The organism is Bordetella trematum, assembly GCF_900078335.1.
In the GTDB taxonomy this organism is placed as follows: domain Bacteria; phylum Pseudomonadota; class Gammaproteobacteria; order Burkholderiales; family Burkholderiaceae_B; genus Bordetella; species Bordetella trematum.
Genome location: NZ_FKBR01000046.1, coordinates 1 through 22848, shown reverse-complemented (window position 1 = coordinate 22848; position 22848 = coordinate 1). Strand labels below are relative to the sequence as shown.

The window sequence follows — 22848 nt, the reverse complement described above, 5'->3', positions numbered from 1 at the left end:
TCACGATGGGAATCCTGTCTTCCTCAGTGCTACGGCGCGGCCCGGCGTGGCTGCTCGTGCCTGCCCTGCTAGTCATGGCGGTCGGCTTTGTCATTCCGCTCGGCGAAGTCGCGCAATGGGCCTCCTCGCCGGAGCTCTATATCGAGTTTTTCGAGCCTGGCAATCCGTATCGCCTGATCATGATCGACACCTTCATGCTGTCGATCGGCGTGGCGTTATTGACCGTGGCGCTGGCCTATCCGGTTGCCTACTATCTGACCCGCACGCAAGGGCTGGCGCAGAAGCTGCTGCTGATCGGCATCCTCACCCCGTTGTGGGTGAGCGTGCTGATCCGCACCTATGGCTGGATCGTCGTGCTGGGCCGCGGCGGCCTGGTCAACAGCCTGCTGATGGCGCTCAATGTCACCGACCAGCCGGTGCAGCTGCTGTACACGCGCTTTGCGGTGTACGTCGCGATGATCCAGGTGCTGCTGCCCATTGCCGTGCTCATGCTCTACGGCGCCATGGCTTCCATCAACGATACCTTTGTCAAGGCGGCCCGCAGCCTGGGGGCCAGCGCCTTCAACGCCTTTCGCTATGTGTTCTTCCCGATGACGGCCAACGCCGTGATCGCCAGCGGGATCCTGATCTTCGTGCTGTCGCTGGGGTTCTTCATCACGCCGGCCCTAGTGGGCGGCCCCAGCGATGTGCTGATTTCCAATGTCATCCAGACCCAGGTCAATGAAACCATGGACTGGGAGCTGGCCGCCACGCTGGGCGTGATCCTGCTGGCCGGCGGCGCCATCCTGGTGGCCGCGCTGGTCGTGCTGGTGCGCAAGGCCTTGCAGAGCGACCTCAACGGAGGGGTGAAATGAGCCGGGCCCGACCCAAACGGCAATGGGCATTGCCGCTTTATGTGGCAGCGATCCTGTTGTACCTGCTGCTGCCGCTGGTGATCGTCATTCCCATGTCGTTCAGCAATACCTCCTATCTCGCCTTTCCGCCTCAGGGGCTGACCTGGCGCTGGTACGGCGAATTGTTGCGCTCCGACGGCTGGATAAACGCCATCTATCGCAGCCTGTTCGTGGCGGCGATGTCGGCGGTGGTGGCCACCATTCTGGGCACGCTCGCCTCGCTGGCGCTGGCGCGCAGCAAGAGAGGCTGGACGGTCTTCATGCGCTGGCTGTTCCTCGGGCCGCAGGTCGTGCCGGTGATCATCCTGGCGCTGGGCGTGCTGCTGCTCTTCACGCGGCTGGGCCTGTACGGCTCGTATACCGGCATCATCATCGCCCACAGCACGCTCGCGCTGCCCTTTGTGATCATGGCCACGCTGGGCGTGCTGCAACAGACCGGCGAGTCGCTGGAGAAGACGGCGCGCGTGCTGGGCGCGAGCCCTGTGCAGGCTTTCTGGCATGTCACCTTGCCGTGCATCGCGCCATCGGTCTTTGCCGGCTTCGTGTTCGCCTTCTTCGTGTCCTTCGACGAACTGGTGATCTCCCTGTTCGTCATGGCGCAGAACGAAACCCTGCCCATGCGGATCTGGGCCGACGTGCGGCAGGACCTGTCTCCGGTCGTCGCGGTGGTGGCGACCCTGCTGATCATCGTCACCGCCATGGTGCTGGTGCCGATCGAACTCCTGCGCCGCAGGCGGGCCCAGGAAACGGATTTGAGCAAAGCGCATTGATATGGATTCTGGAAACATCATGACGGCAAGCTACGAGCACCTGATCCGCGAGGCCGGGCGCGCATCCCGGTTCGACGACCTTTATCGGCAAGGCCTGCCGTCCACTGTCTATGGCGTACTGCGCCGGGCGGCCGAGCGCTATGGCGATCGCCCCGCCTGGTCTTTCATCGACGAGGGAAGCGGCAAAACCTGGCGCGAGGTGCTTGAGGCCGTCGATTGCGCAGCCCGGGCCCTGCATCGCGCCGGCGTCAGGGCGCGGTCGCACGTGGCGATCATGGTCAACAACATCGAGGCCTTTCCCCTGTGCTGGCTGGCGCTTGCCAGGCTGGGCGCCACCATCGTGCCCATCAACACGGCCTATACCGAGCGGGAAGTGGAGCACGCCCTGACGCTGTCGGAAAGCCAGTTTCTCGTCATCGAGAGCGAGTTCCTGCCTGTGCTCGAACAGGTGGCGGATGCGCCGGTCACCGCCGGCAACACGCTCGTGGTGGGCCAGACGGCGCCGCGCGCGCCCTATCAATCCTGGGAAAGCCTGCTGGCGCAGGCCCAGGCCGACCCGGATCCCGTGCCCGACGCGGTGGGCCCGTCCTCCCTGTTGAACATCCAGTTCACCTCCGGCACCACGGGCTTCGCCAAGGGTTGCATGCTGACGCACGAGTATTGGCTGGTGCTCGGTTTGGGGGCCTGCATGCTCTTTGGCGAGCGCATGCGCCGCATCTACATGGGCCAGAGCTTCTATTACATGGTGTCGCAGCGCCTGCTGATGAACGCCATGCTGATGGGGGCGGAGCTGGTCATCCCGCGCCGACCCGGCTCCAAGCGCTTCATGCCGGATGTCATCGCCCACGATTGCGACTACTGCTCGATGTTCGAGATGGCCTACAAGCAGGGCCTGCGCGTGCAGGACAAGACCAACCGGCTCAAGCTGGCAACCATCTTCGGCTTCAACCAGGCGGCGGCGCAGAACTTCGAGCAGGTGTTCGACACCCAGGTGCAGGAGTTCTACGGCATGACGGAAATCGGCGGCGCCCTGTACCTGCCGCGCGAGGTGCGCCCCAGCGCCTATGTCTCGGGCACTTGCGGCGTGGTGGCGCCCTTTCGGGAGGTGCGCGTGTGCGATCCCGAGGGCAACACGCTGGCCGATGGCCAGATCGGGGAGTTGTGCGTGCGCGGCCCCGGCATCATGCTGGCCTATTACCGCAACGACAGCGCGACGGCCGAGGTGTTCCACGGCGACTGGTTCCGCACTGGCGACCTGTTTGTTAAAGACCCCGGCGGCCACTATCGCATCGTGGGGCGCAGCAAGGACATGGTGCGGCGCAGTGGCGAGAACATCCCCGCCCAGGAAGTGGAGGCCGTCATCCGCGCCCTGCCGGAAGTCAGCCAGGCGGCCGTGGTGGCGGTGCCGGACGACTACTGCGGAGAAGAGGTCAAGCTCTATGTGCAGCTCAATGATGGCATCACGCCCGAGCAACTGCCGGTGACGCGCCTGCTCGAACACGCGCGCGCCAACATGGCGGCATTCAAGGTCCCCCGTTACTACGCTTATGTCGAGCGTTTTGAACTGACGGACTCGTTGCGTGTGCGCAAGAAGTCGCTCACGGAAGGCGTCAAGGATCTCACCCTGGATGCCTATGACGCGAAAGATCAATGCTGGCGCTAATGTAGGCGCGCCGCTGTCTCAAACCCTATCGAGTGGATATATGGAAATTCTACGAGACACCCAGGATGCCGTGCGCATTCTCACGATCGCGAATGAGCGTATTCACAATGCTTTCGGCGCAGGCATGGCGCAGACCCTGCTGGATGAACTGGACGAGGCGGATCGCGATCCGGCGATCCGGGTCGTGGTCGTGACCGGCGCCGGGTCGGCAGCCTTTTCTACGGGCCATGACCTGCGCGAGATCGAAAGCGGCGCCTATCTGGAAACGGATCTGGGCGAAGCCCCTTTCCTGCGTCCGCTGAGCATGGACAAGCCGGTCATCGCCGCCGTCAATGGTCACTGCTACGCCGCCGCCTTCATCCTGGCGCTGTCCTGCGATATCCGCGTGGCCAGCGAGAATGCCCAATTCGGTTCGCCCGGAGCGCGGCTGGGCATGCTGCCCGAAGGCGGACAGCTGTCGCGGCTGCCCACGCTGCTGCCGCGCGCGGCCGCCCTCGAAATGATGATCACGGCCGCGCCGCTGACGGCGCAGGATGCCTGCCGCCTGGGCTTCGTGTCGCAGGTGGTGCCCAGGGGCCAGGCCCTGGCCGCAGGGCTGGCCCTGGCGCACAAGATCGCCGCCAACGCGCCGGCCGTCATCACGGCCATCAAGAAAGGCGTGCAGGCCTCCGACCCGACGGACTACGATGCCGCGCTGGAGTACGAGTTCCGCGAGGCGCGCCGCCTGGAGCAGCGGGCCGACGCCAAAGAGGGCGTGCGCGCCTTCTTTGAAAAGCGCGCGCCGCTTTTCACCGGCCAGTAAGGTCTGCCACTCATTTCAGGAGCACACATCATGTTCAAGGCGATTCAGATACAGAAAGATGAACAGGGCTATCGCGCCAGCCTGGCATCGATCGCGCCCGCCCAGCTGCCCGAGGGCGACGTGCACGTGCGCGTGTCGCACTCGACGGTCAACTACAAGGATGCGCTGGCCATCACCGGCCGCGCGCCGGTCGTGCGCAGCTTCCCCATGGTGCCCGGCATCGATTTCGTGGGCACCGTGCAAGAAAGCGCCAGCCCGGACTTCAAGCCGGGCGACCCGGTGCTGCTCAATGGCTGGGGCGTGGGAGAAACCCACTGGGGCGGCCTGGCGCAGCAGGCGCGGGTCAAGAGCGATTGGCTGATCCGTCTGCCCGAGGGCCTGAGCCCGCAGCAGGCCATGGCCATCGGCACCGCCGGCTACACCGCCATGCTGTGCGTCATGGCCCTGCAACGCCACGGCCTGACGCCGCAGGACGGCGACATCCTCGTGACGGGCGCGGCAGGCGGCGTGGGTTCCACGGCGGTCGCCTTGCTGTCGTCGCTGGGCTATCGCGTGCTGGCCTCCACCGGGCGGCCCGAAGAGGCCGACTATCTGCGCGCCCTCGGCGCCAGCGAGATCATCGATCGCGCCACGCTGAGCGAGCCGGGCAAACCGCTGGCCAAGGAGCGTTGGGCCGGCGCCGTGGACAGCGTGGGCAGCCATACCCTGGCCAATGTCTGCGCCGGGACCCGCTATCGCGGCGTGGTCACGGCCTGCGGCCTGGCCCAGGGCCTGGATTTCCCCGGAACCGTGGCGCCGTTCATCCTGCGCAATGTGACGCTGGCCGGCATCGACAGCGTCATGTGCCCGCTTGCCGACCGCCAGCAGGCCTGGGACCGCCTCGCGCGCGAGCTGGACATGCAGAAGCTGGCCCTCATCGGCGCGCGCACGATCGGCCTGGGCGAGGTCATCGACGTGGCCGGGTCCCTGCTGGCCGGCCAAGTGCGCGGGCGCATCGTGGTGGACGTCAACCGCGACTAAACCGATCGGTTTCTGCCGGCCCGGCGGGCCGGCAGAGGTCAGCGCAGGCGGGAGTAGTCCAGCAGATTGGTTTTGATCAGCGTCAGCATCTCGGCCAGTTCGTGGCGCTGCCGCGGGCTCAGGCCCTGCAGGATACGTTCGCTCATTGCGTCGCTTTTGGCGCGCATCTGCGCGACCATCGCGCTGCCCTCTGGCGTCAGGAAAACCAGCTTGGCGCGTCGGTCCTGCGCATCGGCTGCGCGCCGCAGCAGCGCCATGTTCTCCAGGCGCTCGATCAGGTCGCCCAGCGCCGCGCGGCCCAGGTCCAGGCGTTCGGCCAATTCGCTTTGCGACATGCCGTCGCGACGCGACAGGTGGGCGAGGACCCACCATTGCGAGCGCGTGACGCCCTGCGGCTTCATGACCTCGTCAAAGACCTTGCGGCGCAGCCGCGAGACGTCATGCATCAGAAAACCTAGCCGCTGATCCCAGTTTTCTTGTTTCTTGGGGGGCTTGGTCGCCGTCATTCGTCATCCAGGCGGATCAGCCGCTTGCCGAGGTTGCGGCCCTGGTACAGATCGGCAATCGAGCCCGGCGCCTGCTCGATACCCTGCAGAATCTCCTCGCGATAGCGCAAGGCGCCGCTGCGGATCAGCGGGGCCAGATGGTCGATGGCTTCTTCATAGCGGTCTTCATAGTCCCACACCAGAAAGCCCGTCATGCTCGCCGCCTTGTTCAGCAGGTGGCGCTCGACGCGGGGGCCTTGCGGCCAGGGATCCCAGCTCGCGATCGAGGCCGTGCCGCAGACGATGACGCGGGCGTGGCGGTTGATCTGCGGTAGCACGATGTCGCTGATGCGCCCGGCGGTGTTGTCGTAGTAGATATCGATGCCTTGCGGGCAGGCGGCCTGCAACTGCTGCGCCAGATCGTCCTGGCGGTAGTCCAGGGCCGCGTCGAACCCGAAATCGTCGACGCAGATGCGGCACTTATCGGCGCCACCGGCAATCCCCACCACCCGGCAGCCGGCCATGCGCGCAAGCTGGCCCGCGATCGAGCCGACCGCCCCGGCGGCGGTGGAAATCACCACGGTTTCGCCGGCCTGCGGGCGGCCCAGCATGCGCAGCGCGAAGTAGGCGGTCACGCCATTGAGGCCCAGCACGCCCAGCGACAACGACAGCGGCAGATCCGTTTCACGCACGATGCGGCGGATGTCGCTGCCGTCGCTCACGGCATATCGCTGCCAGCCCAGCAGCCCCATCACCTGGCTGCCTTGCGGGTAATCGGGGTGGCGCGAGGCAATCACGCGGCCGGCGGAAAATGCCCGCATCACTGTGCCCAGCGGCACCGGATCCGAATAGTTGGCCACCGCATTGGTCCAGCCGCGCATGGCCGGGTCGACCGACAGAAAGGCGTTCTCCACCAGGAACTGCCCGGGCGACAGCGCCGGCACGGGCTGGGTGCGGATCTCGAAATCGCTGGCCTGCGGGATCCCGTGAGGACGGGACACGAGAACGACCTGCTGGTTCTGCATCGGCATGATAGATAACCCTTGGTTGAAGAGTGATGAGACCATAATGTATGGTAGCGTACAGTAATCCTTCAGGCGCGGCGCTTCCGCGCAGGAGACACCATGGCAGGGCGGGATTTCGAGCCATTCCACGTTGGCCGGCGTTGCACGCGCGACATCCGTCGCACGGCCAGCGGAACCCAAGGCGTGTGCTTCACCAGCATGACGCAAAACCCGGCGGCGCAGCCGGTTTGAGGCCCAGGCCGCACACATGGACTTCTCCCTGAGCGACGAACAGCTTGCCATCCAGCGCGCCGTGCAGGACACCGTGGCCCGCTACAACGACGACTACTGGCTGCAACGCGACCGGGAGGGCGGTTTCCCGGAAGACTTCTACCGCAGTATGGCCGAGGCCGGCTGGCTGGGCATCGCCATGCCCACCGAACACGGCGGCGCCGGGCTCGGCATCCTCGAGGCCGCGCTGATGATGGAGGCCGTCTCGGGCAGCGGGGCAGGGCTGAGCGGCGCCTCCGCCATCCACATGAATGTCTTCGGCCTGCATCCGGTGGTGGTGCATGGCAGCCCGGCCCAGAAAGCACGCTGGCTGCCGCCGATCATCCAGGGCGAACAGAAAGCCTGCTTCGGCGTGACCGAACCGGACGCCGGGCTTAACACGCTGAAGCTGCGCACCCAGGCGGTGCGCCAGGGGGACCGCTATGTGGTCCATGGCCAGAAAATCTGGATCTCGACGGCCCAGGTGGCCAACAAGATCCTGCTGCTCGCCCGCACCACGCCCCGGGAGCAGGTGACGGAACCCACGCGCGGCTTGAGCCTCTTCTACACCGACCTGGACCGCCAGCGCATCAGCGTGCGCGAGATCGAGAAGATGGGGCGCAAGGCGGTCGACTCGAACGAGCTCTTCATCGATGGCCTGGAGATCCCGGTCGCGGACCGCATCGGCGAAGAAGGCATGGGCTTTTCGTACATCCTGCATGGCCTGAACCCGGAGCGCATCCTGCTGGCCGCCGAGGCCACCGGCCTGGGCCGCGCCGCCCTGCGCCGCGCGGCCGGCTACGCCGCCGAACGAATCGTGTTCGACCGGCCGATCGGCCAGAACCAGGGCATTCAGCATCCCCTGGCCGAGCGCTGGGTTGACCTGGAGGCCGCCGAGCTGCTGTACCGGCGCGCCGCCTGGCTCTATGACCAGGGCCGGCCCTGCGGCCCCGAAGCCAACGCGGCCAAGTTCTTCTGTGCCGAAGCCGGCTTTCGCGCCTGCGAGACGGCGGTGCTCACCCATGGCGGCATGGGCTACGCCAAGGAGTTCCATGTCGAACGCTATCTGCGCGAAGCCATGCTGCCGCGCATCGCGCCCGTTTCGCCCCAGTTGATTCTCTGCCACATTGCCGAGAAGGTGCTGGGTCTGCCGAAATCTTATTGAGGCGGCCCGCCCGGCGCTTGCCGGGGCCGCCCGCGCCCAGGTCCCCGGGGCCCGCGCACACCACCGGCTTGCCTGCCTCGCCCCGATCGCCCATACTCAAGCGGCCTGCCCGGGCCGGTGCAGGCTGCTATTTCCTCACCCGATCGACCCCCATGAATCACAAGCCCAAACCCGATCACCGCCAGACGGCGGCATGGCGCGCCTATGCCTGGATGCGCGCACGGCTGCTCGACATCTGGCGCGACCTCATCCGGGTCAACGCCAGCGACCGCCCCTGGGAAATGCCGCTGGCCGCCGCACTGTCCTCCGGGCTGCCCCTGATGGTGGGCGCCTACTTCGGGCGCATGGACTACGGCCTCATGTCCAGCCTGGGCGGCATGGTGTTCCTGAGCCTGCCCAACTCCTCCCTGCAGCACCGCATGATGATGCTGCTGGCGGCCTCCTTCGGCATGGTGGCCTGCTACGCCGTCGGCGCGTTGACCCAGTTCTGGCCTACCGTGATGATCGCCTCGCTGACCTTCATCGCCATCGTGGTCAACATGGTCTGCCGCTGCTACCGCCTGGGCCCGCCGGGCAGCCTCTTCTACATCATGGCGACCGCCATCGCCGCCTACACTCCCGGGCGCGTCGAAGACATCCCCACCCGCGTCGGCATGGTCGCGCTGGGCTGCCTGGTGGCCTGCCTGGTCGCCTTCGTCTACTCGCTGCACATGACGCGCGTCGCGCCGCCGCCGCCGGAAACCCCGCTTCCCAAACCCACCTTCGACTTCGTCGTCTACGACTCCGTCATCATCGGCCTGTTTGTCGGCATCTCGCTGCTGGTGGCCGAACTGCTGCAACTGCCGCGCCCCTACTGGGTGCCCGTCAGCTGCCTGGCCATCATCCAGGGCGCCAGCCTCGTGGCCGCCTGGCACCGCCAGCTCCACCGCATCCTCGGCACGGCCGTCGGCCTGTGCATCGCCTGGCTGCTGCTCAGCCTGCCGCTGAACCCCTGGACCCTCAGCCTGGTCATGATGCTCCTGTCCTTCGGCATCGAAACCCTCGTCGTACGCCACTACGCCAGCGCCGTCGTCCTCATCACTCCGCTCACCATCTTCCTGGCCGAAGCCTCCCACCTCGGCCAGGGCCACCCCGCCGCCGTCATAGAAGCGCGCTTTCTCGACACCGCCATCGGCGCCTTCATCGGCGCGCTGGGCGCCGTTCTGCTGCACAGCCAACGCCTGCGCCCCATCCTCTCACGCGCCATGCGCACCGTCCTGCCGCGGCGGGTGAACTGACACCACTACCCGATCAAGGGCTCCAGCTCCGCAGCGCGCCCACGCATCGGGCGAACGGTCCAAACCTGCACACCATGCGGCACAGCCTGGCGGCCCAGTATCGGAGGGCAACCCACACCCTGATCGCGGATGATTCGGATCCCGGCTGGCAACGGTGAAGAGATACCGGGGAAGAAGGGTCAGCAACGAATGGCAGGGCTGGATGATCTGCAGCCCTGATCCGCTCTCGCACCTATGAACTCAAACGGTCGATGCAAGCGTACTTATGCGGCACCCAACTTCTCCAGCAGAAAGTCAATCACCACGCGCATGCGCAGGGGCATGTGGCGGTTAGCGGAGTAGATCAGCGAGAAGGGGCGAGATGCACCGGCATAGTCGGGCAACAGCTCCACCAAACGGCCTGCCCGCAGATCGTCATCCACCAGGAACCGGTATGTTTGCGTGATGCCTGCAGCATTGCGCGCCAAGGTTACGGGGCCAAGGATGTCTTCATGGCACTGCAACCCAGTGGGGACGATATGCTCGAATGTTTGTTTGCCGTGTTTCAACAGCCAGGGCACGGGCAGGCCGCTGCTGGGCAGGACGAACTGTATGCATTCGTGCTGATGCAGATCTGCTGGGGTAGTGGGGGCGTCGCGCCCCTGCAGGTATTGTGGCGCAGCAACGATCACCAGCGGCGTATCTTCCAGCTTGCGGGCGATGAGGCCAGAGTCTGGTGGAATCCGGGCACGAACGGCTAAATCGAAGTTGTCCGCCACAAAGTCGATATTCTGGTTGGACAGGTGCAGATCAAGCGAGATCTGCGGGTAGCGGCTGCGCAGCTGCCCGATTAGCGGAAGGATGCGGTAGTGGCCATACGAGGTGGGCAGGCTTATCCGTAGCTTGCCCGAAGGCTGGGTTTGCCCGCCAGTCACTTCTCGCTCGGCCTCTGCCAGCACATCCAATGCGCGTTGGCATTCTGCCCGATAGCGCTCCCCGGCACTGGTCAAGCGTACTTGGCGCGTTGTGCGATGAAATAGCCTTACCCCCAGTCTCGCCTCCAGTCTGGCGATCGAGCGACTGACGGCGGCGGCGGTCAACCCGGCATGATTGGCGGCCGGAGAAAAGCCGCTGTGATCGGCAACCAGACAAAACAGCTCAATGCTGCTGAGATGCAGGCCTTCGAACTTTCTGTTCATTAGTGCCTTCTATGTAATGAATAAAGTGATTTTTCCTCAGTTTATTGATCGAAGTGTGCTTAGTACAGTCCATTCCAGGCCAACTTTCTGACTGGAGTGCAAACCATGAAGCTGTATTACTCACCCGCCGCCTGTTCTTTGGCGCCCCATATCGTGCTGCGCGAAGCGGGCCTGGATTTTCATTTGGAGCGGGTGGATACCGGCCTGCACCAAACGGCAGGGGGAGCCGACTACTACGCCATCAACCCCCTGGGCATGGTGCCGGTGTTGGAGCTTGCAGACGGTACACGGCTGACGGAGGGCCCGGTTATTGCCCAGTACATCGCCGACCAAGCCGGCGCCACCACCCTCATGCCCGAAGCGGGCAGCATGCAGCGCTATCGGGTGATGGAATGGCAAAACTACATTACCAGTGAGCTGCACAAGTCGTTTACGCCGCTGTTCCACAACGATGTGGATAGCGCAGCCAAATCGTCGTTAGCCGGGGTGTTGCGCAAAAAGCTGGAACGGTTGAACGATCAGCTGGCGCATGGACACTATCTGACAGGCGAGGCTTTTACCGCCGCTGACGCCTATCTGTTTGTGGTGCTGGGCTGGGCCAAGTTTGTGAGCCTGGATACAAGCGATCTGATTCATTTGCAGCAGTTCATGCAGCGGGTGCAGGCCCGACCATCGGTTCGTGAAGCCATGCAGGCCGAAGGGCTGCGGGCTTGACGCCTGTTGTTTCGTTCTCAGACATACTTGTGATTGGAGCCCCTATGCCCTATGTCAACATACAGATCACTCGCGAAGGCGCCACGACGGCCCAGAAGGCAGAGCTGATCCGCCGCACGACCACCATGCTGGAGGAGGTGCTGAACAAGAACCCTGCCACGACCTTCGTGGTGATCCAGGAGATCGATACCGACGACTGGGGCGTCGGTGGCGAAACGGTAACAGTGCGGCGCGCACGTGACGCACAGGCCTAGCCATGAACGCCCATACCCAAGATTTCTCGGACATCTGCGATGTGCTGCAGCACTACTTTGATGGGCTCTATCACGGCGATCTGACACGTTTGGCGCAGGTCTTTCATCCGCAGGCCGTCTACGCCACAGCTGTGCCGCACGAGCCCCTGATCCTGCACATGGAGGCCTACTTTGAAATTGTCAAAAACCGGTGTTCACCGGCGTTCAAGAATGAGGCCCGAATCGACGAGGTGCTGAGTATTGAGCGTGTAGGCCCGGTCACAGCCCTGGCCAAGGTGCGCTGTGCCATTGCAGACAAGCGTTTCGTGGACTTGCTAAGCCTGATACGGGCAGGTGGCCGCTGGCAAATCATGGCCAAAGTCTTCCACTACGAGCTAGAGGGCGGGACAGTGGCGTAATAATGGTGGGCGCGGTGCAGCCAAGTGCACCGCGCCACTGATTAAAGCCGGCCACCGCTAGCGATGGGCATGATTAAGCCGCGCAAATACACCGGAGCGGTCAACACCACGGGGCCACGAGGCGTGCACAGATGATCGCCGCCGCCTACCGGCAAGGCCCCCGAGAAAACCAGGGGTATGAGAGGTAGAGTTCTCTCGATAAAGGGCTTCTACAAATGAAGCGATCGACGTGCACGGGCGCAGATCATTGATGCCATCAAGCGGGCCTGCATCCGTGGGGCCAGCTCAATATTCGGCATCAGCGAGTCGTGCTATCGATACGAGCCCAAGCACAAGACAGAGAATGAAAAGACGGCGAACTGGCTGCTGGGCCTGAGGGACAATCGGCGGGCATGGGCTTTCATGCTGTGCTTTCTGTACTTGCGTAAGGAGCAAGGCTGCGGCGGGGTGCACATGCGTGTGTACCGGATCTATCGCGAACTCGAGCCGAACCTGCGGATCAAGTCACGCGAACGGCTGGTTCGGCCGCCGCCTGAGCTGTTGTCCGCATCGGCCCGCATCAACGCGGTCTGGTCGATGGATTTCATGCACGATCAGCCGGCCGATGGCCGTAGCACTCGCAAGTTGAGCGCGATTGACCACTTCAACCGTCAGGCGCTGGGCATCGAGGTGGACTTCTCGCTACCCGTCGAGCGGGTGGCCAGGGGCTTGTCCCAGATCACCGAGCAGCGGGATCGGCCTGTGGCGATCCGTTGCCACAATGGGCCGGAGTATGCCGTCATAATGCTGACCGCCTAGGCCGCCAAGCGCGGTATCTGCCCGGAACACATCCAGTCGGGAAACCACAGCAGAACGCCCATATCGAGCGATTTAACCGGACTGCACGCTGCGAACGGCTGTCGCAATACGGACATCTCCAAGCACTGCCCCTGCCATTAGTCCATCGAAGATCCAGGGAAAGCCCGATACGGCGCTCTCTTCTCATACGGAATTGAAGTACTTTTTGGTTGCCATGCGTTGTTTCTGGAAGAAAACAGCGGTACGGGGCAATAGAATCCCAGTCTCGACTGAATGCTCGGCATTCCTGGCCGAAGCCTCCCACCTCAGCCAGGGCCACCCCGCTGCGGTCCTGCTGCACGGCCAACGCCTGCGCCCCATCCTCTCACGCGCCATGCACACCGTCCTGCCGCGGCGGGTGAACTGACACCGCTACCCGCCCAAGGTCGATCCGAAGTACGTCAAGCCGATTAAGGCGATGATCGAAGAGTCGCCCTCGTTTGGTTACCGAACGGTGGCCTGGCTGTTGGGGTTCAACAAAAAATACGGTCCAACGTATCTTCCAGATCAAGGGATGGCAGGTGCGCAAGCGCCCGATTGGCTTCAGGCCTCGCATCCTGACGCTGCCATCAGTAGCCGCCATGCCTAACTAACGTTGGTCCACCGACCTATGCCGTATCTGGGCAGGCCGGGACGGCTGGGTCACGCGGGAGTAGGTGATCGACTGCCATACCCGCAAGCTGCTGGGTTGGCATCTGTTGCGCAGCGGCAAGGCCTGCACGGCGGGCTGTGCGCTGGCGCTCGCCTTGAACGCTCGGTTCGGCACCCTGGGGCGAGTCCTGGCGCCGTTCGGTAACCCCCCCGAAACGCTGCTTTCGGACTGCGCACTCAAGCGCACTGCCTCACAATTAAATTTGTCGCTAGGGCTACGTCTGATTCGTGACGTTTTCTGCTCTACAGGCTAGATCATGTCATTTGATATGTCAGGGGTTCCTAGGGCAAGCCCACGCGAAGCGGAGTTCTTTCTGCGTAAGCAGCAGCTAATTAGTCAACATCCGCGCCGTAAGCTTCCCTGCGGTTCCTCCACTAGCTAGTCTCGTCCCCTCTTCTCGGGTTCGTGCATCATCGGACACCGCGTGGACGGTGCTGTTTCTATGCGCCGTGGCGCCAACGTCTGTTGGCAACTATCAACTCCCACTAGGAGCTTGAAATGACAAAGCTGCTGATCTTGCTCTCGAAAGCACTAAAGCGGTACTCAGGGCACCGAAAACACTTCGGCTACCACGTGACTTACGCGGGGCATCTAGTTGATTCGTGCAATTCCATCTCCGGGCCCATTGGCTAAAAAGAGATAAGACTGGCGTGCTTCAGCGTTGTTATTCGCAAGGAGACTCCTGTGACTCTCAACCAGCACCTCACGTCGTCAACGATTTGGCGCGACTATGACCTTTCAGAGATTACGGAGAGATTCCGAGTTAAAAGCCCATTTGGATCAAAGGCCGGAGAGTTGGAACTTGAGGCACGTCGCTTCTTGTGGCTGAGTGCTAAGACCAAGAAGGAACTCGTTCCATCCGAATTGGTTGATGAGTACTGGCATGCAATGATTCTGAATACTGCTACGTATCGTCGATATTGTGAGCAGTCGTTCGGTTTCTTTATTGAGCATTCGAGTGGAATACCCAGATCAACTGATGAGGCCTTTGCTGCCTATAGAGAAGCTTATCGCGAAACACTCGAATTCTACGAGCTTGAGTTTCATAATTTACCCCCAGCAGAAATTTGGCCTCATCCAGACCGCCGTCTGGAAGAGCGCCTGGCGCGCTACAAGAAACCGTATAGGCTTCACCTTGAGACTACGAACCACTGCAATCTGAGGTGTGAGCACTGTTATTCCGAATCATCCAATACGGAAGCCCATCATGATCTGCATTTGATTGCTGCGGTTCTAGATGAAGCAAAACGGCTGGGTGTTAGCAAGGTAACTCTAACTGGTGGAGAAGTGCTGAGTCGCCCGGATTGGAAGGAAGTCTTCACGAAAGCACTTGATACCTGCGATAACGTTTACTTCATCACTAATGGTTTGCTCCTCACTCGTAAAAAACTGGAGTGGCTAACTCGTCAGCGTGCGGTGCGCTCCCTAAAAAAATGGAGACAAACATTTTTCAAGCGTACCCCTATAGATATTGGAGTTGCTATTAGTTTGGACGGACTTGTTGGGAATGAGCTGGTTCGTAAGAATAATGTTGGCACCGGTATTGCGGCCAAGAAAGTCATCGAACGAATAGCTCTCGCCGTCCAATATGGACTTCACGTTACGGTGAATACAACTATAACAAATCCCACTTCCGCCAAGGAGCTGCCAGAGATGTACGATCTATTAAGCCGGATGGGAATCGATCGTTGGCAGGTGGATCAAGCGTACTTGGCCGGTCGCCTTACCCAGAGTGACCTGAAGGGCGGCGGCCTGGCCTGGCTGGAAGAGGCTAAAGCCGGCTATAAGTAGATCATCAAAGACTACTTAAAAAACTATCCAGACATTCCGGATTGGCGTCTCGAAATCGTCCAAGTATTCAGGTATGACAATCTTATATATGGCTTTTCGCCTGCTGCAAGTTTGGACGATCATCCATGTTCCTATCACTTTGGGTCCCTGATAGTTGAGCAAGGGGATCGCATACGATTTTGTCCTTCTCTGCGAGACGCGGGGATTAACTCCGTTTCCGGTTTCCACTCTGTTGAAGCAGCATGCCAGAGCGATAGCTTTAGAGAATTCATGTCCAAATCGATTGCTGATCTTCCTTGCAAGGAATGTCGGTACGGAAAGCTATTCCACGGCGGTTGCCGGGCCAATAGCCTGTCCTACCTCGGACGGATGTGGGACGCTGATCCAATATGCTGCAGCCTTTCGCCATTTGTGGAAGATGAAATTGTTCCACTTCTTCCTGCAAAGCTACGGGAGAGTTTTTTTGCCTCTCTGCAGGGCGGGCCACGGCCGGGGGATATCGATCATCAGCCCTCACAGCGCCAGCTGCCTTCAGTAATCTCCATTCAGCAGATCAACGACTAACGGGGGGGCTGCATGCCTGATCCGAGCACAGTTTCAGCTAGCCCCTCTGGCTCGCCCCTTTCGCATTCTAATTTTCGCGATGTGTGGACAGGACAATTTATCAGTCAGATCGGGAGTTCTGCCCACGCAGTCGGGGTGGCGTTCTTTCTCAAAGAGGCAACAGAATCAGCCACATTTGTGGGTGGTGCATTGTTTGTGACCGGCTTCGCCGCATTGCTATGTCTTCCAATAGCTGGCATTACTGCGGACCGCCGTAATCGTAAGCATATAGTTCTCATTTGCGACGCTATGGGCGCCGTAGCTACTTTTATACTTGCTTGTGCCCTTTTGCTCGCTCCGGCGCCCATGCCTGAATGGCTTCCATATTTAGTTGTCTTGGGTAGTTTGACGGTTGCGGTGTCCTCGGCGTTTTTTCGTCCGGCATTTGGTGCGCTACTACCTGATCTGGTTCCACGGAATGCCCTTGCTTCTGCCAATTCACTGTATAAAACCGGGGCTCGTCTTGGCGATCTAGTCGGAACTACATGTGGCGGAATTATTTACCGGTTTGTCGGTCCGGGGAATATATTTATTGGGAATGCTGTTTCATATTTAATCTCCGTGATTTTTGTTTCACGCGCGAAGCCAGATATTATTTTTGCTCCATCCCCTGCTACCGATAACCTCGGTAAACAAACCGAAGGGTTATATGATAATTTCATCAAGGGTGTGAGTACATTAACAAAGATTCCTGGCGGTAGGCTTTTTTTGAGTATGGCGTTGGTGATTAATTTTTTTGCAACCCCCATATTTGTCCTAATGCCTTTTCATGTCTCGAATGTGCTTCACGGGCAAGCGTCGCTCTATGGCGCATTGATGGCTTCTCTCTCATTAGGCATACTAACTGGCTATTTTTTTGCGGCTAAAGTCTCCTTAGCGCGCACGAGCAACTCCACAACGATTGTGGCGATCATCGTTCTCATGTGCGCTGCCTTCGTTATATTTGCTCAGGCAACCTCACCAACTCTAGCATTGATAGCCCTATTTATTGCTGGCATTGCAAATGGCTATTGGAGCATCTTCTTCGAGACCTCGCTACAGAGCACGATACCACGCGACGCTTTGGGCCGAGTCTATGCTTGTTACGGGATGCTGTCCGGCGGCTTAGTACCCCTAAGCTCGTTGCTAGGTGGAATAATTCAGGATTTTATTGGGCAGGATACTGTTTTGCTCTTCTCGATTTGCGCTGCCTTCATGACAGCATATCCACTTCTACTGCTAAGTCGCAAGAATTTCACGTCTTTCTTCGACCATCTACGGCGTGCTAATAAAACTGTATGAAATGCCTGGGAGCTCGGCATGGATATCAGACCCTATGTGATCATTGCCGAGCGGCGGGCTCGATCTGACGGCCGCACTGGTATTGCAGTTGATCTCGGATTTGGGAGCGGAGCCGTGCCCATGTTTTTACTGCAAAGAGGATGGCACGTAACGGCAGTTGATGTAGACGCCGTTGCTGTTGATGATTTGCACGCTCGTGTTCCCAAAGACCTTCGCCCCTTGTTAACAGTGCTGTGTGCTGATTTTCGTGCGCTGCAACTACCAGTTTGTAAGTTTATCAACGCTGGCTACGTTTTGCAGTATGTGTCACCACGGGAGTTTCGAAAATTCTGGAAAAATATGACTCATTTGCTAGAAAAAAACGGCGTCTTTGCTGGGAATTTTTTTGGTAAGGATGATCTATTTGCTAACTATCATCAATATAGTACTTTCTTTTCACAAGAGATCGAAGAACTCTTCCGTCGCTGGGATGTTTTTTTCTGGGAAGAATACAGTGGTATGGGTCAACGGAACCCTGACCGGAAATGGCATTTTTTCACGATCTGTGCGCAAAAACTTTGTTAGCATGAAAACATATAAAAATACTATGACCCGCGTCGAGATTTTGTAGCCAGTTAAGCAGGGAGTCGCATGTCGATATTATCGAATGCTAGTCAGGCTCGACGGGCCGTGGCGGGCGGTTGGTAACGATGGGCACTATGGGCTTGCCCCGTATTTCCGGACAAGTTGGTTAACCTAACAAGTCGCCGCCTCGAACTGCATGGGGCTGACGTATCCCAGCGTTGAGTGCTGGCGCCGTGCGTTGTAGAACCGCTCGATGTAGTCGAATACGTCGGCGCGACATTCATCTCGGGATCGGTGAATGCGTCGGCTCAGCCGTTCGGTTTTCAGCGTGGAGAAGATGCTCTCCATGGCGGCATTATCCCAACAGCCCCCGCGCTTGCTCATGCTGCACACGATCCCGGCGTCGGCCAGCAGCATCTGGAACTGCTGGCTGGTGTACTGGCTGCCCTGGTCGGAGTGATGCAGGACTTCGCGTGGCCGGCCTCGCCGATTCAACGCCATCATCAGGGCGTCGGTCACTAACTTCGACGTCATGCTGGTCTGCATGGACCAACCGACGATACGCCGTGAATACAAGTCCGTGACGGCCTCCATGTAAAGCCAGCCCTGCGCAGTCCAAACGTAGGTAAAGTCGGCCACCCATTTCTGGTTGGGCGCGCAGGCCGTAAAGTCTCGATCCAGCAGATGGGTGGCGATCGTATGAGTCGATCTTGCTCCCTTATCGGACGGATGGCGACGGCGCCTGGCTCGTGCTACGAGGTTTGCGCGACGCATCAGACGTGCCACCCGATGCCTGCCGCAAGGCTCGCCCCAGGCGCGCAGATCCCGCCATATCCGAGGGCTGCCGTATGTGTGATCGCTGGCCTGGCAGTTCTTTCGGATACGGCCAGTCAATCGCTCGTTGGCCTGTTCCCGAGCGCTCGGCGAGCGGCTATGCCATTCGTAAAAGCCGCTGCGCGATACGCCGAGGGCTCGACACAACTCACTGACCGACCAGACGGCCCGATGTCGGGCGATGAACGGATACTTCACGTCTGGTCCTTGGCAAAGTATCCGACCGTTTTTTTAATATGTCTCGTTCGGTCTTGACCTTGGCCAGCTCCCGGCGCAATTGTTCAATCTCCTGCTGCTGGGCGTTCTTGAGCGGCTTGCCTGCCGCGGGCTCCCAGGTGCCCCCGCGCATCTGCCCCACCCAACGCCGCAGAACACTGGGATCCAAACCCAGGTCCTGCGCCACGCGCGATATGTTGCTGTCAGGCTGCTCGGCCAGCCGCACCGCTTCGCGCTTGAACTCGTCTGTGAAATGCCTTCTGGTTCGTGCTATCGATTCGCTCTCCAGGCACGGTCATGCCGTCTGATCTGTCCGGAGAGGTGGGGCAAGCCCAATGCGTTGTTTTTGGAAGAAAACAGCGGTACGGGGCAACAGAATCCTAGTCTCGACTGAATGCTCGGCATTCCTGGTCGAAGCCTCCCACCTCAGCCAGGGCCATCCCGCCGCCGTCATCGGCGCCCTGGGCGTCGTCCTGCTGCGGCGGGTGAACTGACACCGCGGGCCTAAAAAAAGCCGTTTCCATAGCGCGGGAACGGCTTGCTCAACGCTTCAATCGGCCTTGTCGGGGCCTCTGGTTGCCGGCTGCCAGAGCTGGCGCCACCGGCCCCACGGCCATCCTGCCGGCCGTGCCTGCGACCCTCCTTGCAAGCGCAACTGCACCGGCACGAACCCCGCACGCCGCTTCCAGATCAGCAAACCCTCGCCGCCGTGCTCCAGTGCCCCGTACCAGATGGCGCGCGCACCACGGGTCGCCGGCGTGTCCGCCTCCAGCAGCCAGCGCGCAATTTGCGCGTGCATCAACAGCATCACGCCATCGGCCAGATGATCGCGATGCCCCATCAGATCCAGGTAATGCACCAGTTCGCCGCTGCGCGCGAGCTTGGTATAGGCCACCAGGCGCTCATCCGTCTGCAACGGGCCATTGCGATGCCCGGGCGCATCGATGAACACCCCCCACCAGAGCGTCCAGTGCGTATCGCAAGCTGGTGCCTTCCAGTCCTGCGCCTGCCTTGCCTGACGGCCCACCTGCTGCGGGCGCAGCAACCAGCGCGCCAACACCGGCCCGCCACTGCGCACCGGCATCGACGTCTTCACCGCGTGAACATCATGCACATGATTGCCCAGCACAAACGGCCGCACCCGATAGCCCAGACGCTGCGCCCGGCGGACCTTCGACATATTGCGCGAAGACAAGCCATGCAACAGCCGCTCGAACCCCTGGACTCCCTCACAGCCGGCCAGGTCCAGCATCATGGGGGTCGCCCCGCGACCCCGTCCCTGCATGTCGTAACGCGCAGCCACCCGCTGCATCCGCCCCAAAGCCTGAGCCCCGGCTCCGCCCCGTGCCTGCGAGGCCTGCAGATCCAGCGCCAGCGCAGCCGGCGCCTCCCCCCACCGCGCCAATCGCCCCGCCTTGCGGCGCCACACGATCAAGGGATCGAACACCGCATAGTAAACACGCATCAACGATGCGAGCATCTTCATAAAGCTCCGCCTGCTAATCAGAAGAATCAAAAGAAACTGCCAAAAAGCGAACGGGCCTAAGCTACGTACCGTGCTGTGTGGTCTAGCTACGCAGTGTAGGCGGGCAAGCTCACACCTTAATCATCGATTATGGGGATTTTTCCCAGCCTCAGAACGGAATTGAAAAACGACAATCCGCCGCGCCCGGCCCGCCAGGCAAAGCAGCGAAATATTGAGGAAATATCAGCAATGAAAGAAAGGAGTGACCGGCCTTGAACCACCGCCTTCATCCCGCAAGATCGTAGACCGGATGCGCAGCACGCGGCTGGCGGCAGTAAAAGCCGTGGGAAATCGAACGGGCTACGCCCCAACCCGGTGCCGCGCGACCCTCGTCGTCTATGGTCGTGATGGTCAATCCGCAGAAGACCAAAGGCTTTTGATCTTCCATCCCCCTGTCGACGCACCGACAGGCCTGTCCGAGTCAGGGTGTGGTTATTCACCTCTGGGCTGATTTGGCGGCGGGGGATTTTGAGTCGGTGATTTACAGTGTTGCTACAGGGAAATCGGGCGAATTCTAGCGTAGGTTGAAATAGGTAAAACCAGTTTCAAATCAGTAGGTTAGCGTATTTTAACTGAATTGGTGAAAACTGGACGCTGTACCTGTACTGTACCGACCAAAAGTGGCCGCGAATGTGGAGAGCATTAAGAGGAGTATGCCTCTTTTTAGGTAGGTGCTAATAGCAGCAGACGCAAGAGGGCCAAGTTTGGGGGCGTATTACCTCAAAGCTCTCCCGTAGTAGGGGCAACTCCAAGATGGACCGGGGGGGGAAACCCTTATTGCTCGATTGCCTGGGCCGCAATAGATTACAAAATAATTATATTATTAAATTAATGTTAGGAGGAATGCAATCATGGCAAAAAATCCCCCTATAGGCGACGGTCACAGAAAGGGTCAAGTCCGCGAGCGAAGCCAAACTCAGACCCCCGCTGGAAATTACGTAAAGCGAGACACAAATACAGGACGATTTATGGATGTCAAATCTGACAAACAGCCATTTAAAGGGGTGCGCAAAGAGAAATAGATTTCCCTTAGGGCACGGTAGGGTTTTTGGCGTCTAATGGCAAAAAGAACATGGCAAGAATATCTGAGTATTTCAATCTTGGTAAAACTCAAAGTGAGCTGGATTTCGTTGATGTTTTCACAGATCGAGATATCAGGTTATTTATAGATCCCTATGCCGTATCTTTGCTGCCCGGGAAGTGGAGCCAAGATGCACATGGGCTATTAATGACGTTTTTCCAGAAAGTCATCGATAGCATCCGATCGAATAGGGCGCCTGACGCGCGAGAACTCCTATCTCATTTAAGTGAGCCAGAAGAAACACGATTAGGTATGACGAGAGAGGGTAGCGACGGGGCAGGCGTTGGTCCGGCGCAAGCGGCGGCAATATATCAGGCGCTCGCGAAATCATCCGCGGTAAAGCATGGGTTCTTAAATGCGCTGGAAGAATGTGAACTCATGATCCCTGGAGTAGGTCAAGATAAAATATCTGATCTGTCTACTAATATCATTCGCTCAAAATTGATTGAATATACCAATGAGCAATGTCTGCTTCATGATATTCCAACCCAAAATGTAGCAGCGGGAGCGGTGTTCTCTCAGGATTCTCATACATGGGAAGGGGTGTATGCTGATTTGCCGATTGTGAATGGCGCCTCCCTGTTGATGGTGCCTAAGGCAATAGTGAGATTCCGCTCCCTTTATGACCATCAGCAATATTATCGGCAATTTGTCTTGAACTATCTTCGAGCTGAAGCGCTGTCAGCTGGTTCAAGCCTAGTTCGAGCCCTAAAGAATGGTAAGAGGGTCGTATACAAAAAGGATCTCCAAGCAGAGTTTCCTTGCTCAAAAGAGTTTCTGTTTGAATTTTCTCAGAAACGCCCTGAGGTTCTGGAAGACTATCGTGAATCTTTGAAGCGGCTTCACGCCAAGGGGCAGAAGAGCCTATTGTCTACTGAGGATCAGGCGGAAGTTGCGGCTGCGCTTCGACAATCGTTGAGAAACATACCCGTTGGCACAGATGCTGCTACTCAATATCATCGTTTGATGATAGGAGTAGTAGAGATGGTTTTTTACCCTCAACTTATTCGTCCCGTCAAAGAACGAGAAATCCATCAGGGTAGAAAGCGTATTGACATAGTTATGGAAAACGCGGCGTCAGAGGGTATCTTTCTTCGACTGCCAAATGTTAGGCGTGTTCCGTGTGCCTATGTGGCAATTGAATGCAAAAATTACTCTTCGGATGTGGCAAATCCCGAGCTGGATCAATTGGCAGGAAGGTTCAGCTTTCAAAAGGGGAAGGTCGGATTTTTATGCTGTCGAAATATTAACAATAGAGAGCTGTTTCTAGAGCGCTGCCGAGACACCTTTCGCGATGATCGAGGGCTAATAGTGTTGCTCGACGACCAGGTTGTCGATGAGTTGCTATCACTTATCGAGCGACACCGGCGTGACGACCTCGACGCTAGGATATCGGAGCTGGTTAATCAAGTATGTTTAGCCTGAAAGGCTGCGATTCCCCATAATACATCGGGCTGCACTTTCGCCATTCCAGTCAATTAACATCAAGGCTCTTCTGAAGGTGTCCAAAGTGGTAATGCCCCCTAAAAAACGGGGGAATCAGAAGTAGAATTTTCTCATTAAGGAGTTCT

At 59.5% G+C, this 22848-nt stretch carries 21 protein-coding genes; 16 read left to right on the top strand and 5 right to left on the bottom strand.

The features are described 5' to 3' along the window. Positions 1-56: 56 nt before the first annotated feature. From A7V84_RS17080 to acuI, 5 genes are read left to right on the top strand one after another with little or no spacing between them, the layout of a single operon-like run. Positions 57-854, top strand: coding sequence for an ABC transporter permease (locus A7V84_RS17080; RefSeq protein WP_063939807.1), 798 nt, complete (start codon positions 57-59; stop codon positions 852-854). After that, a complete protein-coding gene (locus tag A7V84_RS17075; RefSeq protein ID WP_063491760.1) occupies positions 851-1663 on the top strand; it encodes an ABC transporter permease in 813 nt (270 codons plus the stop codon). The genes A7V84_RS17080 and A7V84_RS17075 overlap by 4 nt, the downstream gene beginning before the upstream one ends. 19 nt (positions 1664-1682) lie before the next feature. Next, a complete protein-coding gene (locus tag A7V84_RS17070) occupies positions 1683-3326 on the top strand; it encodes a class I adenylate-forming enzyme family protein (RefSeq protein ID WP_162269651.1) in 1644 nt (547 codons plus the stop codon). Positions 3327-3366: 40 nt separating this feature from the next. Beyond that, the gene (locus A7V84_RS17065; protein WP_025513686.1) at positions 3367-4128 is read left to right on the top strand and encodes an enoyl-CoA hydratase/isomerase family protein; all 762 of its coding nucleotides are present in this window, start codon (positions 3367-3369) and stop codon (positions 4126-4128) included. A 30-nt stretch (positions 4129-4158) separates the two neighbouring features. Then, on the top strand, positions 4159-5148 hold the full coding sequence (gene acuI, locus A7V84_RS17060) for an acrylyl-CoA reductase (NADPH) (protein ID WP_063491762.1): 990 nt from the start codon (positions 4159-4161) through the stop codon (positions 5146-5148). Positions 5149-5186: 38 nt separating this feature from the next. Here acuI and A7V84_RS17055 read toward each other — a convergent pair whose 3' ends face one another. Together A7V84_RS17055 and A7V84_RS17050 are read right to left on the bottom strand one after the other, a co-directional pair. After that, positions 5187-5654 carry a MarR family winged helix-turn-helix transcriptional regulator gene (locus A7V84_RS17055; protein ID WP_025513684.1) on the bottom strand — a complete coding sequence of 156 codons (468 nt, stop codon included), beginning with the start codon at positions 5652-5654 and terminating at the stop codon, positions 5187-5189. Continuing rightward, positions 5651-6634 (bottom strand): NADP-dependent oxidoreductase, encoded by a 984-nt coding sequence (locus A7V84_RS17050; RefSeq protein ID WP_231886830.1) that lies wholly within the window; start codon positions 6632-6634, stop codon positions 5651-5653. Before A7V84_RS17050 ends, A7V84_RS17055 begins: the two co-directional genes overlap by 4 nt. A 271-nt stretch (positions 6635-6905) precedes the next feature. Here A7V84_RS17050 and A7V84_RS17045 point away from each other — a divergent pair, with 271 nt between their 5' ends. After that, positions 6906-8072 (top strand): acyl-CoA dehydrogenase family protein, encoded by a 1167-nt coding sequence (locus A7V84_RS17045; protein WP_025513682.1) that lies wholly within the window; start codon positions 6906-6908, stop codon positions 8070-8072. A 212-nt stretch (positions 8073-8284) separates the two neighbouring features. Beyond that, positions 8285-9349, top strand: coding sequence for an FUSC family protein (locus tag A7V84_RS17040; RefSeq protein ID WP_167350355.1), 1065 nt, complete (start codon positions 8285-8287; stop codon positions 9347-9349). A gap of 263 nt (positions 9350-9612) precedes the next feature. On the opposite strand, the gene A7V84_RS17035 is transcribed toward A7V84_RS17040, so the two are convergent. Then, entirely contained in the window at positions 9613-10527 is a 915-nt protein-coding gene (locus A7V84_RS17035; RefSeq protein WP_033535082.1) for a LysR family transcriptional regulator, read from the bottom strand. Positions 10528-10632: 105 nt separating this feature from the next. On the opposite strand from A7V84_RS17035, the gene gstA reads away from it, so the two are divergent. The 8 genes from gstA to A7V84_RS20850 all read left to right on the top strand — a co-directional run bounded on the left by gstA (position 10633) and on the right by A7V84_RS20850 (position 17621). After that, positions 10633-11241, top strand: a complete 609-nt coding sequence (gstA, locus tag A7V84_RS17030; protein ID WP_063491764.1) for a glutathione transferase GstA — start codon at positions 10633-10635, stop codon at positions 11239-11241. A 44-nt stretch (positions 11242-11285) separates the two neighbouring features. Continuing rightward, the gene (locus tag A7V84_RS17025) at positions 11286-11495 is read left to right on the top strand and encodes a tautomerase family protein (protein ID WP_063491765.1); all 210 of its coding nucleotides are present in this window, start codon (positions 11286-11288) and stop codon (positions 11493-11495) included. Positions 11496-11497: 2 nt separating this feature from the next. Next, on the top strand, positions 11498-11893 hold the full coding sequence (locus tag A7V84_RS17020) for a nuclear transport factor 2 family protein (RefSeq protein ID WP_063491766.1): 396 nt from the start codon (positions 11498-11500) through the stop codon (positions 11891-11893). Positions 11894-12295: 402 nt separating this feature from the next. Continuing rightward, positions 12296-12691 carry an IS3 family transposase gene (locus tag A7V84_RS17015; protein WP_063491767.1) on the top strand — a complete coding sequence of 132 codons (396 nt, stop codon included), beginning with the start codon at positions 12296-12298 and terminating at the stop codon, positions 12689-12691. Positions 12692-14066: 1375 nt separating this feature from the next. Next, entirely contained in the window at positions 14067-15173 is a 1107-nt protein-coding gene (locus A7V84_RS20860) for a radical SAM protein (protein ID WP_082871953.1), read from the top strand. A 270-nt stretch (positions 15174-15443) separates the two neighbouring features. Beyond that, positions 15444-15737, top strand: coding sequence for a hypothetical protein (locus tag A7V84_RS21220; protein ID WP_127070751.1), 294 nt, complete (start codon positions 15444-15446; stop codon positions 15735-15737). Between the two features lie 12 nt (positions 15738-15749). Continuing rightward, the gene (locus A7V84_RS20855; protein WP_082832954.1) at positions 15750-17057 is read left to right on the top strand and encodes an MFS transporter; all 1308 of its coding nucleotides are present in this window, start codon (positions 15750-15752) and stop codon (positions 17055-17057) included. An 18-nt stretch (positions 17058-17075) separates the two neighbouring features. Beyond that, positions 17076-17621, top strand: a complete 546-nt coding sequence (locus tag A7V84_RS20850) for a methyltransferase domain-containing protein (RefSeq protein WP_082832955.1) — start codon at positions 17076-17078, stop codon at positions 17619-17621. 171 nt (positions 17622-17792) lie between these two features. Here A7V84_RS20850 and A7V84_RS17005 read toward each other — a convergent pair. Next, positions 17793-18945 (bottom strand): IS3 family transposase gene (locus A7V84_RS17005; RefSeq protein WP_231940186.1). Its coding sequence is split into 2 segments (ribosomal slippage): positions 17793-18678 and positions 18677-18945, totalling 1155 coding nucleotides; the frame shifts between segments, so codons are not numbered across the junction. A gap of 276 nt (positions 18946-19221) precedes the next feature. After that, entirely contained in the window at positions 19222-20157 is a 936-nt protein-coding gene (locus A7V84_RS17000; protein WP_063491769.1) for a hypothetical protein, read from the bottom strand. Between the two features lie 1111 nt (positions 20158-21268). Between A7V84_RS17000 and A7V84_RS21215 the strand changes: the two genes are divergently transcribed. Further along, complete coding sequence (locus tag A7V84_RS21215) at positions 21269-22702, top strand: hypothetical protein (RefSeq protein WP_127070754.1); 1434 nt, start codon at positions 21269-21271, stop codon at positions 22700-22702. The last annotated feature ends 146 nt before the right edge of the window (positions 22703-22848 follow it).